Genomic DNA, 12,939 nt, shown 5'->3' with positions numbered 1-12,939 from the left:
AATCAAAAAGATGAAAAAAATCAAAACAACACTGTTAACCATCACGACTATACTATGCATGGCTGCCTGCCAGAATGAAGGCGATTATAAGGTAATCCGCAAACAGGTACTTGACCGGCATGACCAGATCATGATGGATGGCGAAAAAGCGATGAACGACAAAATGATGCTTGATACGCTCGCGCTGTCGGGTCTGGCCAAACTGAAAGCGCAACAACCCTCATTGGATACTGCCGCCGAGCATCAGGAAATAAAACGGCTAACCAAAAAGCTCGATGATGCGGATGAACGCATGAACGACTGGATGCACAATTTTAAGACCGATGTGGACGGTAAGTCTAATCAACAGGCCGTGGATTATTTTAATGGTCAGAAAACAAAGATAGCCCAACTCGACAGCCTGTATAAAGCATTACTAAAAGAAGCAGCCGTATATCTTCAAAAATTCAATTTGAAAGCTGATACGACTATGAAAAGCATGGATCACATGAAAATGTAACCTAATGAAAAAACAATATGCTTACCTACTCGCCGCTTTAGTTTTGGTAGCCTGCCGTCCTTCGCAAAAGCAACTTCCGATTTTAGGCAGTCGGCATCTTATACAAAAAACCGTTGGTGGTAAAGTCATTACCGATACGGTCTACCAGACTATTCCGGCCTTCCGGTTCCTGAATCAGGACAGCACTATGATCGATAACCATACTTTTGATGGTAAGATCTACGTGGCTGACTTTTTCTTTACTTCCTGCCCGACGATCTGCCCGGTAATGCACCGAAACCTGCTGAAGGTTTACGATAAATATAAAGGTAACAGGGAGGTGATGCTGTTATCCCATAGTATCGATTTTAAGTATGATGTGCCGCATGTATTAAAAAGCTATGCGGTTAAACTGGGAATTACCGGCACGCAATGGGAATTTGTGCATGGTAGTAAGGAAGCGATTTACACTTTGGCGGAAAAGAGCTACCTTGTATCCGTTGCCGAAGCTGCCGGACAAAACGGCGGTTATGTGCATCAGGGCTATCTGGTATTGGTTGACAAGGAGAAACGTATTCGTGGTGCTTATGACGGAACTGATGAAAAACAGGTTGTCCGGTTGATGGAAGATATGGATTTGCTTTTGGCATCTTACACACGCTAAGCTGATTAAACAAAGTTATGAAACCGAAAAAAAGCAAAAGGAAAAGCGAAAGGAAACTGCTGATCGCAGCAGGGGCATTCCTTTTAATCGCCGTGATCGTTATCATATGGGTGAGCGGTGGTGCAAAACCTGATAAATTGCCTTTGCTGGGCGATCCGGTGTATAAAAAAGTGAATACAGCAAAGGGTGTGAAGACAGATACCATTTACCCGGTTATTCCGCCCTTTTCTTTTGTCGATCAGAGTAACCGGCCTGTCGGCAATCAAACATATAAAGACCATATCTACATCGCCGACTTTTTCTTCACTTCCTGCCCGACGATTTGCCCGGTGATGAGCCGTAACCTTAAAAAAGTTTATGATCAATATGCCAACGCCCCCGGGCTGATGTTTCTGTCCTATAGCATTGATCCGAAATACGATACCCCCGAGGTGTTGAGCCGGTATGCAGATAAACTGGGTGTCAATGCATCAAGATGGCATTTTGTGACAGGTAACAAGGATGCCATCTATACATTGGCAGAGAAGGGCTATTATTCGCCCGCCCGTAAGGACGATGGCGCAAATGGTGGCTATGTCCACAGCGGCGGCCTTTTCCTTGTTGACCGGAACGGCCACATGCGCGGCGTATATGACGGCACCAGCGACGAAGAGGTTGCCCAGCTGCTCCGCGATGTCAAAACCCTGATGACTGAAAAATAAAGTATATACGATCTGAAATGAAACCGTTATACCCTATCAAAAGAATGCTGACTTTGCTCTTTCTGGGACTCTTCCTGGTATATAGTAACAGCGCCTTATTGATTATGGGTTCATTCTACCTGCAACGTGATTATATCGCGCGGAACTTATGCGTTAACCGTTTTGCCTCGATACCCGTTTGTCTCGGTCGCTGCTTTCTGAATAAAGAGCTGAAGGAAGACCAGAAAAAAGAACAAAGCGTGCCGAACGCCAAACAAAAAGAATTACAGGTACTCATGCCCGGTGCTATTGATGATATGCGGGCAAAACCCGGCATAAAGACACCGCTCACTTTATATCTGCCCGAAATTACGCCTTGCCTGATAGCCGGTATCGCTTACGGAGTATTCCACCCGCCCCGAGCCTGCTGAAAGCAAACTCATTTCCTTTCTGAACATTTTTAATCCCACAGTTTATGCAGACAACCGATTTTGCTGTTTGCCATATGGACCTGTTCGGTGTTAATGTCAGGCATTTTTGGGCCGGAGAGCTGTCAGCCATACTCGAAAAATTTCCCGAACTGGAATTTCCTCACAAGCATGATTTTTATATGCTGCTCTATGTGGAAAATGCCGAAGGTGAAGTGATCGTCGATCAGCAGCGCATCCGCCTGGATAAGGCCAAAGTCATTGTCATCAGGCCCCAGTGCGTAACCAGTATAGATATTAACCGGCAGGCCGGCGGTAAGATCATTTGTTTTACCGAAGCCTTTTTTTCTTTGCGATACAATAACAATGTGTTGTATCAGTTTTCTTTTTTACAGCGCGATGCGCACACTTTTATGCGGTTAAGTTCCCTACAACAAGAACGCCTTGGCGTACTGCTGCGCCTGTTGGATGAAGAGTACCGCCTTCAGCGCAAGGAAGGCCTCAAGGTATTGCGTTCCTATGTTAATATTATTCTATTCGAGCTGGAACGGTTCTATAATCCGGTCGGGTTTATCAAAACCAAAAATTATAAGTATCAAAAGCTGCAGCTTTTTGAAGCCTTGATTGACAAACATTTTGCAACACATAAGCTGCCCTCTGCCTATGCAGACCTGCTGCATATCAGCGCGAATTACCTGAATAAGATATGTAAAGAAGAAACCGGCCAGACGGCAGGTGACCTGATCCGTAAAAGGATCGTGATCGAAGCGGAACGCCTGTTGCACTACACGTACCATGCCGTCAGCGAGATTGCTGATCAGCTGGGTTTTGAGAGCAGCTCCTATTTTGTTACCTTTTTTAAAAAGAATACCGGTTTAACACCGGAACAATTCCGGAAAGGAGATAATTAATCGGGGGTTCAGGCTTTCCGGGGAGAAGACAAAGGAGCTTGGCCAAAGACATACCGGATCGTTCCTTTTCTAAACATCCGAAACACGAATGCTATAAGAAATACCGATGAAAGTGTGATGAAAACGGAAGCGATTTGATCTGTAATGTCAAAAGCGATAAAGGTTTGAATAAGCTCATTCATAACAAAATATTTAAAATGGAACGAAAAAATTAAGCGGGTCACCATCCGGGAAATTTCCCTTAATTCCCGGATGGGCAAGCCTGCCATATTGATTTTATATCCTGAAAATCAGTTAATTGTTTTGATTATTAATCAAATAGTTGAATTTTTAAACGATAGGAATAAAAAGCTAAATCCAAAAGTGTATTTTTTAAAATATTGGCAGGAAAAACAACCCTTCACAGCATGAAAAACTAAATTCCCGGCCTGTTTAATTCTTACGGAAATTCCCGGCCATGCTGACCTTTGCAGCTTAAGATATTTTGCTGATATGGATTTCCCGATGTTTCATTTGGACTGGCTGAACGACCGGTTCCTGATCGCCGCCATTGCTATTTTGCATGTGTGCATCAATCATGGCCTGGCGGTCGGTTTCATTCCCTACATTACCTGGCTGGAACAAAAGGGCGTAGCCAATGCGCCCAAAGACCGGGTCACAGACCCCGAATGGGATCACCTCATTTACAAAAAGATGAAGGTGGCCTTTATTATCACCACCACACTTGGTGCCATGACTGGTGTAGGCATCTGGTTCTCCGTCGTGCTGGTGAGCCCGGCATCCATCGGAAGTCTGATCCGGGTGTTTTACTGGGCATGGTTTGTAGAATGGCTGGTTTTCTGCACCGAGGTGATTTTGATTCTGATTTATTTTCTGACCTGGAAATCCGCCAATAAATCCTTTAAATCCAAGATCAGGCATATCCGCTTCGGCTGGTTCCTTTCTGTATTTTCCTGGATCACGATGGCAATCATCGTGTCTATCCTGGGTTTTATGATGGATCCGGGGAACTGGAACAGCAACCATTCCTTACTGAACGGTTTTTCCAACCCGATCTATATCCCGCAACTGATGTTCAGAACACCTACGGCCATGCTTTTGGGCGGTGTTTTCGGCATGACGCTCACGACTATTTTTTCCCGGAACGAGCCGGAATTGCGCCAGAGAGCCGTCAGGTACGCCGGGCAATGGATACTGGCATGGACACCGCTGGTTGTGGCTGGTGCCGTTTTCTACTGGAACGTAATGCCGGCGGCTATGAAAGATAACCTGAGTACGGCGGTCGGCACCCTGGAATTTCAAAGCTATTACGATATCCTCAAATATTTCATTATCGGTACCGCCTCGCTGTCTGTTGTTCTGGCTGCCTTCGCCGTCTGGAAACCGCAGCGTATCGGTTTTAAATATGTTATTATTCCATGCCTGCTGGTATTCGGTTTCTTGGGCATATTTGAGCGCGTACGGGAGTTCATCCGCAAGCCCTACGTGATCGGTGGTTACATGTATTCCAACCTGTTACGGAAACAGGATTACCCGCTCTATAAACGGGATGGCATCCTGAAATACGCAACTTATACCAGCGTTACCGAGGTTACCGAAGAGAATAAACTGGAGGCTGGTAAAATGGTATTCATTAACACCTGCAGCCGTTGTCATACCACCAACGGGATCAATTCTATCGTCAATGTGTTTGAAAATATTTACGGCAAAGGCAAGCCGCTGGAAGACAAATCCATGGAAAGCTATATCCCCAATATGCACAACGGGCGAACCTTTATGCCGCCTTATCCGGGTAATCAAAAGGAACTGAAGGCCCTCGTTGCTTACATCAAGCACCTCCAGCAAACCGGTGACCACCTGGAAGGGGCGCAAACGGAAGGCGTAAGCATCAACCCGCTGTGGGACGATGAACACGTGGCGGCATCCGCCGAAAAGAAACAAGCGCAGCAGCAACAAAGCAAACAAATGTCCAACAACTAAATATGACCCTACTACAGATCCATACCCCCGTACCCAAAGACATTCCCTTACCGCTGCCTTTACCTGAATGGGCACTGGTTGTTTTACTGGTACTTTCCTTTTTATTGCACATTATTTTTATCAGCCTGATGGTAGGTGGCAGTATCGTTACACTGTGGGCTGAGATCAAGGGCCTGAAAGAAAAACGCTTTGACACCTTCGCCAATGAAATTGCCAAAACCATTACGGTCAATAAGAGTATCGCGGTGGTGCTGGGCATCGCCCCGCTGCTCAGTATCGGAACCTTATACACCATGTACTTTTATGCCGCCAATGCATTGACCGGATTTGCCTGGATCATGATCATCCCGCTGGTTACCATTGCTTTTTTGCTTACCTACCTGCACAAATATACCTGGTACACCTTTAAAGATAGCAAGCGCATCCACATTGCAATCATGGCCCTTTCCGTTGGTATTTTCCTGTTTATCCCGCTCATCTTCCTGGTCAATGTCAACCTGATGATGTTTCCTGAAAAATGGGGTACCATTCATGGCTTTTTGAGCGCCCTGCTGCTTCCTAATGTGATTCCCCGTTACCTGGAATTTCTGGGCTCTTGTATCGCTATTACCGGTATTTTTATCGTTTGGTATAACGGCAGGAAGAATTATCCTGTTGAGGAAATTTATGAAGGCGATTTTAGCCGCACAGCGCTCAAAAAGACCGGTTATTCCATTGCCTTGCTTGGCTTAGCCCTGCAGATTTTCTTTGGCGTTATCGTATTATTCAGTCTGCCGTCTAAAGGCATCAGCTATGATGTGATCGCGGTAATGGCGGGTGCGGGAATGTTACTGGCGGCGGCACTCTATTATACTTACCTGTCGCTGACCGGGGCACCTGAAAAGATCGATCTGTATTTCAGGCGGATCGCTGGTCTGATGCTGGTTTATATGCTGTTTTATGGCAGCAGCCGCCAAATGTACCGCAACCATGCGTTAAGTAAACACCAGGCGCTCATGGCCGCACGCACAGCCGAATTTGAAAAACTAAGTAAGGAAGCCGCCGAACATCCTGTAGCAGAACAGCCGCAACTTGAACTTGACCCTGCTTTAGGTAATGTGGCAAGAGGGGCTGCTTTATTCCAGGCTAACTGCGCCGGTTGTCACCGTAGGGATGAAAAACTGGTGGGCCCGCCGATGACCGAGATGGTTTCCATTTACAAAGGCAATAATAAAGGGCTGGAAGCATGGATCAGGAAGCCTGGAAAGAAGCGGCCAGACTTTCCGCAAATGCCGACCCTGACGCAATTAACTGATGCAGACCGTGAGGAACTGGCTAAATATATTTTATCCATCAAATAAACAAAAACGAATATGATTTTCTTTTTAACTGCCGTTGTTATCGGCCTGCTGGCCATCCTGATCAAAATGATCGTCGATGTTTATATGCTGATCATTACCGTCCGGAAGGATCAGGAAGTTGTGGCAAAACCGCATCCTACGGATGAAGGGCACCAATTTATTAAGGGTCTTTATTGATCTCCCATTTTCAAATCTGGCGAAACAGGGCTGCCGTTTTTGTTGACCCTCGTCCATGGTGGACAAAAACGGCAAATGTAGGTATTTGGATTTCTCAATAAATCCAAATACTTACTACCTTTGCGGGCAGCATGTATAAACGAATCATAGGCTGGCTCCTGATGCTCGCGGTTTTCACCGGGAGCTTTTCCACTTTGTTCATTTATGCGGGATTCAAACTCAATAAGGATTATATAGCGGCAAACCTTTGCGTTAACCGTTTTAATCCCGGCCTGCACTGCAACGGTAAATGTTATTTCATGCGAAAGATCAGGCAGGCTGAAGAGCATCAAAAGAAACAGGCCGGCCGGAGTAACTCGCTTCGTATCACAGTCAGTTTTTTCCAGGAAGCTTATCGTGTTAAGTTTTTAGAACCTTCTTTACTAGAAAAGCATAAAATTTGCCTTACCAAATTTAATTATCTATATACCAGCCAGTATTTAGATGCTATCTTCAGACCGCCCAAGTCTTTAGTCTAAGCTATATACGCTTCTCCCCACAATTCCTGCAATAACCTGTTCAGCTGTGACAACGTCATCAGTTGATCACTCTTTTTATTTAGAATTTAAATAAGAAAGCGCCGCCCGTATGCATTTCCGGGTGTCGCCCATTCTTTCAGAAAAATGATATGAAAACTCCATTACGATTTTTTAATTTTCTTTTTATACTATTAATTATCTCTGTTGGCCAAACGGCTTTCGGAAAAATAACAACCGGCGATGGCAAAATCACCGGTAAAATCACTGATAAAAGTACCGGCAACCCGATAGCCGGTGTAACCATTACCATTCCCGATTTAAAAATTGCAACCAGCACAGACGCAAACGGCAACTATTTGCTGAAACGGCTGCCGAAGGGCGAATACCTGATCCAGGTAAGCGCTATCGGTTATGCCAGTGAAACCAAAGTGGTAGACCTGGGTAATACCTACTCGGTGGATTTTAAACTATCCACATCCAATTACGAACTTTCGGATGTGGTGGTAACAGCTTTGGGTAATACCACTACCCGCAAACGCGCCACGATCCCCATTACGGTAGTCACCAATAAAATGATCCGGGAAGGTGTGGCCAATACGGCTATTGACTTAGTTTCCTCACAACCGGGTGTTAACGCGACGACAGAAGGCTCAGGTACCACCAAGCCCCAGATCAACGGTTTGGGTTTTGACCGCGTATTGACCCTGATGGATGGTTTGCCGCAGGAGGATTTTCAATGGGGCGATGATCATGGCATATTGATCGATCCTTACGCGGTACACAGTGCCGAAGTGATCAGGGGGCCGGCTTCCCTGCAATATGGTGCCAGTGCAGAGGCCGGCGTGATCAGTTTCAAATCGGCCCCGCTGCCGCAAAACGGAACGGTTGTGGGCAGTGTGCTCACAGAATACCATACCAATAATGGGTACCTGGGAACTTCCTTAAACATCGCTGGCAACCATAATGGTTTCGTATGGGGGCTGCAGGCGAGCGGCGAAGCAGCGCACAGTTATTCTAATCCCAAAGATGGCTATGTATGGGGTACCGCCTGGAACCAGGTAAACGGGCGGTTGGTGCTTGGCGTTAACCGCTCATGGGGTTATTCGCGCCTTACCTTAAGCGCCCTGCACCGCAGGATAGAACTGCCCGATGGGAACCGCGACAGTACAGGCCGCTTTATGTTTGATTTTCCGCAGAACGGGAAGATCTATCCTACACGGTCTGATTTTTTGTCTTACAACGCCAACATTGCCAGCGATAAAAGTTTGGGCGAATACCAGGCCTGGTGGCAGAACAGTGTTAACGTGGGCAAAGGCAAAATTGGATTGGATATTGGCTTTGCGCGCAGCGTACACCATGATATTGATACAGGCACCGTTGGCGCAGGTAACTTAATATTGGGTGATATCCCTTTCAACCTGAAATACCAGATCGCAGATGATAAATCCGGCTTAAAGCTAACGACAGGTGTTAACGGCATGTATGAGTTCCATCATAACGGCGATGCCCCTCCATTGCCTTATGTACCTGATTATGAAATACCCAATTATACCAATTTTGAGATCGGCGGCTATGCCATCGTAGAAAAGAACTTTAAAGATCTGACGCTAAGTGGCGGCTTGCGCTTTGACCACACCAATTTTACAGGCGACCCTATGTCGTTGAACATTGACGGCCGGATAGTTCCTGTAGGGACCTCGGGTTCTACGGTGCAATTCAGCAGTTTTAATAATAAGTATAATGGCCTATCGGGCAGTATTGGCGCATCCTATCAACTGCCCGGCAATAACTATGTAAAACTGAATGTTTCGAAGAGTTACCGCGCCCCGGCGATCAATGAGCTGACCAGTAACGGGTTGAATATCGGCTCCAACCTGGTGCAACTGGGTAATCGCAATTTAAAAGCCGAACAGGGCTACCAGGTAGATCTGGTATATGGCTATGATGGTAAAGATGTAAGCGTGGAAGCGGACGGTTTTTATAACCATATTAACAATTTCATATTCGCCAACCGCACCGATTCACTCTCCGGCGGGTTCCCGATCTATCAGTATCTTTCGACCAATACGGCGATCATCACCGGCGTTTCCGGCTTCCTGAATATCCATCCGGCAGCCACTAAATGGCTGGAAATCGATAATGGTTTCACTTATATTTATTCTCATATTCCCAACGAGACAGATTCAACCAGGCATCTGCCTTATATCCCGGCACCGCATTTAAACTCAGAAGTTAAATTCAGGTTTAATGACGGGCATAATTCAATTTTTAAAGGCACTTATGTCAAATTTGGCTTACAGCATGACTGGGCGCAGAACAATGTATACAGCGCATTTTATACCGAACTGCCTTCTGCGCAGTACACCATTTTTAATGCAGGCGTCGGCACCAATTTGGTTAACCCTAAAACCGGGAGAACCATTTGCTCGGTTTATGTGAATTGCACCAACCTGACCAATGTGGCCTACGCTGACCACCTCAACCTGGCGCAATACTTCCTGGCTTATAACGGCACACCGGCTACGGTAACGCAACAAAACCAGGGCATTTACAACATGGGCCGGAATATCAGCTTCAAACTGATTTTTCCCTTTGGCAGTAACAGCCATAAAACCACGACTGAAGAATAGCCGGAACAGGTGGCAAAAACAGGCACCGGCCTTTTCCTAATCGTAAAAGGAAAAGGCCGGGATGCCTTGTTGAGCAACTAAAAATAGTGTTGCAGTCATTGGTACGGGTGTTAACCGGCAACTGATCGCCATTTCAATAAAAGTGCGTGCTTTTTAGTTGTTATTTATAATAGTTCTAAATAAATACAATACTTTCCTGAAAGAGCTTTAACGGCTTATATTCTATAACTTTGTAAAATGTTTCGCCAGGCAACCATATTTCTTTTGATCCTGACCACGCTTACGGCGAACTGTTCCCGCTTTTTTGTTTTTGCCGGGTTTGAACTCAATAAGAAATATATCGTTAGCAACCTCTGCGAGAACAGGAACAGGCCTTATCTGCATTGTAACGGTAAGTGCTATTTCATGAAGAAAATCAGGCAAGCCGAAGAAAACGAAAAAAAAGAAGCGTCGAAGGATAACCTGAACCGCCTGGAGGTTTCGTTTTTCCATGAACCGTTTAAGTTATCTTTTCCTGAACCGGTACTTTTAACCGGCATTGAACAATATTTTCCGGTATATACCTATCAGTATACCAGCCGCTATCTTTCAACCATCTTCAGACCGCCTAAGCAGGCCGCTTAATTACCATTCATTTAATGCTTCGTTAACGGTTTTATAAATTCCGTGCGATCAACCTATTTATTAAGCATTGGTTAAATACCAGCATCATATGCTGTGTGTACACTCTGCTATTACAGCGATCTGATGAAATTTCTATACATTATCATTCTATTTTTATTTTCTACTCCTGGCATTGGGCAAACTATTAAAGGTAATATCACTTCTACCGACGGGGGACCCCTAAGCAATATCAGCGTTAAACTGGAGGGAACCGATTTCGGTACACGTACCGCGGAAAACGGTGATTTTACGCTCCGGAATGTAAAACCGGGCACCTACACCTTAGTGGCTTCCGGCATCGGTTATTCAGCCACTAAACAAAACCTGATCGTCATTAACGGTAAAAAAAATTTCCTTACACTCGAACTCGATAAAGCTACACAGCAGTTATCTGAAGTAATAATTGGCAGCCGCAGGACCCGCCAGCGGGATAAAGCGAGCAGCATTGCAGCGAGGCTGCCATTGAGCAATATCGAGAACCCTCAGGCGATTAATACCGTCTCTAACCAGGTCATTACTGAGCAGGCAGCTACCGACCTGAACAGTATCATTAAAAACATTCCCGGTGTGGTTAAAGCCTGGTCATCCGTTTCTGCTTATTACACCAGCCGCGGCTTTAATACCCGCAATTATATCCGAAATGGCGTATCTGGCTATTCAACCGCGGATCCGGATATCGTCAATATAGAACAACTGGTGGCTGTCAAGGGGCCATCCGGAACTTTGTTCGGCAGCACTTTGGCATCCTTCGGTGGTGTTCTTAACCGCATTACCAAAAAGCCTTTTGATACCACGCATGTGGAGATCGCTTATCAGGGAGGCAGCTATGATTTAAACCGTTTTACGGCAGATATCAATACACCGCTTAACAAAGACAAAACCGTTTTATTACGTGTTAACGCCGCACAGCACTACGAAGGTAGTTTCCAGGATGCCGGTTTCTTGCGTAGCACCTTCATTGCACCAAGCTTGTACTACAAAGCTAGTGATCGCCTCAGCTTCTCGCTTGATGCGGAGTTCTTCAACCGCGAAGGGACATCCTTACCCCAGATCACGCCGGTAGGCCCTATACAACCGGGATCAACCAAAACATGGGCGAGCAATCCATCCCGGTTACCATTGGACTATACGCGTTATTATGGCAACAACAGCGTAACGTTAAAAGACCCAGCCCGGAGCTTTTACGGCCAGGTGAACTACAAAATCTCCGACCAGTGGACATCTCAAACAAACCTGACCAGAACAGGCACGGAAAATACCGGCAACTATTTGACTTTTACATTGCTGAAAGGCGACAGTGCGCTTGTACGTAACGTATCCAATTACCCCGCTAGTCTAATTACAATCAGCCAGATCCAGCAAAACTTTATCGGCGATTTTAAGCTGGGTAAACTACGTAACCGCCTGGTTGTTGGTTTGGAGTTTTACCAGAACTCATCTGCTTTTGCGTCTAATTCACTTGCCGGCTCAGGTGGCCGCAAAGCGTTTGACACCTTGTTTGTTACCCGTTCTATGCCGAATTACGAACTGATCGGCCCGGCAAATATCGCTAACAAATTAAATGGGCTTGCAGCTACCTATTCTTCATCCAGAGTAAATACTTATGCAGCCTATGCTTCCGATGTAATTAACGTCACTGACCGTTTATCGGCGTTGTTAAGTTTAAGGGTTGATCGTTTTAATAACAAAGGCACAACCAATACAACCACCAACGTCACTACAGGCAATTATGACCAAACTGCTTTTGCGCCCAAATTTGGATTGGTTTACCAGGTCGTGAAAGACCACGTATCCCTGTTTGGTAACTATAACAACGGTTTTCAAAACGTAGCGCCTGCTACCCAGCCGGATGGTTCGGTATCTGCGTTTAAACCCCAATATGCCAACCAATTGGAAGGTGGCCTGAAAGCCGAATTGGCTCATGACCTGTTGAGCGCTACGATCAGCTATTACAATATCAAAGTTGAGAATACCCTAAGGCCTGATGTTTTACGACCGGCGTTTACCGTTCAGGAAGGCACACAGTTTAGCAGAGGGGTAGAAATTGATCTGTTTTCCCGCCCGGTCAATGGCCTGCTTATCAATACTGGATTTACTTATAATGACAGTAAGCTTACTTCTGCAAACGGAACGGTCAATGGCCTGCGCCCCGTAAATTCCGGCCCGGACAAAACGGTTAACTTTTACACCAGTTACAATCTTCCCTTCACATCGATGCAGGGTTTGGGCATCGGTTTCGGCGGCAATTATTATAGCCGTAACCTGATCGTTAACAATACGACTAACGGGCAATTCTACCTGAATAGTTATGCGTTATTCAACGGTGCTATATTTTACAACCGTCCGCGCTACCGCTTTGCTGTTAATGCAGATAACCTGGGCGACAAAAAATATTACAACGGTGGCTTTGGAACCATCACTCCCGGTATGCTGCGCAGATACATGGCTACCTTAACTCTTAAATTCTAAT

General features: G+C 45.7%; 12 protein-coding genes. All 12 read left to right on the top strand.

Annotated features, from left to right (window positions below; genetic code table 11):
• Window positions 1-10 precede the first annotated feature (10 nt).
• The 12 genes from BDD43_RS21320 to BDD43_RS21270 all read left to right on the top strand — a co-directional run bounded on the left by BDD43_RS21320 (window position 11) and on the right by BDD43_RS21270 (window position 12,938).
• Window positions 11-499, top strand: coding sequence for a hypothetical protein (locus BDD43_RS21320; protein WP_121199598.1), 489 nt, complete (start codon window positions 11-13; stop codon window positions 497-499).
• A gap of 4 nt (window positions 500-503) precedes the next feature.
• Window positions 504-1,142 (top strand): SCO family protein, encoded by a 639-nt coding sequence (locus tag BDD43_RS21315; protein ID WP_121199596.1) that lies wholly within the window; start codon window positions 504-506, stop codon window positions 1,140-1,142.
• A gap of 17 nt (window positions 1,143-1,159) precedes the next feature.
• A complete protein-coding gene (locus BDD43_RS21310; RefSeq protein WP_121199594.1) occupies window positions 1,160-1,843 on the top strand; it encodes an SCO family protein in 684 nt (227 codons plus the stop codon).
• Between the two features lie 17 nt (window positions 1,844-1,860).
• Complete coding sequence (locus BDD43_RS21305) at window positions 1,861-2,253, top strand: hypothetical protein (RefSeq protein WP_147425702.1); 393 nt, start codon at window positions 1,861-1,863, stop codon at window positions 2,251-2,253.
• Between the two features lie 44 nt (window positions 2,254-2,297).
• Window positions 2,298-3,161 (top strand): helix-turn-helix domain-containing protein, encoded by an 864-nt coding sequence (locus BDD43_RS21300; RefSeq protein ID WP_121199590.1) that lies wholly within the window; start codon window positions 2,298-2,300, stop codon window positions 3,159-3,161.
• A gap of 492 nt (window positions 3,162-3,653) precedes the next feature.
• Window positions 3,654-5,141, top strand: coding sequence for a c-type cytochrome (locus BDD43_RS21295; RefSeq protein ID WP_121199588.1), 1,488 nt, complete (start codon window positions 3,654-3,656; stop codon window positions 5,139-5,141).
• A gap of 2 nt (window positions 5,142-5,143) precedes the next feature.
• Window positions 5,144-6,481 carry a c-type cytochrome gene (locus BDD43_RS21290; RefSeq protein WP_121199587.1) on the top strand — a complete coding sequence of 446 codons (1,338 nt, stop codon included), beginning with the start codon at window positions 5,144-5,146 and terminating at the stop codon, window positions 6,479-6,481.
• A 12-nt stretch (window positions 6,482-6,493) separates the two neighbouring features.
• On the top strand, window positions 6,494-6,658 hold the full coding sequence (locus tag BDD43_RS30195; RefSeq protein WP_162847138.1) for a hypothetical protein: 165 nt from the start codon (window positions 6,494-6,496) through the stop codon (window positions 6,656-6,658).
• A 131-nt stretch (window positions 6,659-6,789) separates the two neighbouring features.
• Window positions 6,790-7,176 carry a hypothetical protein gene (locus tag BDD43_RS21285; RefSeq protein ID WP_246001703.1) on the top strand — a complete coding sequence of 129 codons (387 nt, stop codon included), beginning with the start codon at window positions 6,790-6,792 and terminating at the stop codon, window positions 7,174-7,176.
• A gap of 149 nt (window positions 7,177-7,325) precedes the next feature.
• Complete coding sequence (locus tag BDD43_RS21280; protein ID WP_121199585.1) at window positions 7,326-9,806, top strand: TonB-dependent receptor; 2,481 nt, start codon at window positions 7,326-7,328, stop codon at window positions 9,804-9,806.
• A gap of 237 nt (window positions 9,807-10,043) precedes the next feature.
• Entirely contained in the window at window positions 10,044-10,430 is a 387-nt protein-coding gene (locus BDD43_RS21275; RefSeq protein ID WP_121199583.1) for a hypothetical protein, read from the top strand.
• Between the two features lie 123 nt (window positions 10,431-10,553).
• On the top strand, window positions 10,554-12,938 hold the full coding sequence (locus BDD43_RS21270) for a TonB-dependent receptor (protein ID WP_121199581.1): 2,385 nt from the start codon (window positions 10,554-10,556) through the stop codon (window positions 12,936-12,938).
• Window position 12,939: the final 1 nt, after the last annotated feature.

This window comes from Mucilaginibacter gracilis, from assembly GCF_003633615.1.
In the GTDB taxonomy this organism is placed as follows: Bacteria; Bacteroidota; Bacteroidia; order Sphingobacteriales; family Sphingobacteriaceae; genus Mucilaginibacter; species Mucilaginibacter gracilis.
Note: the sequence above shows the minus strand (reverse complement) of the source record. Positions and strands in the feature narration are given on the sequence as shown.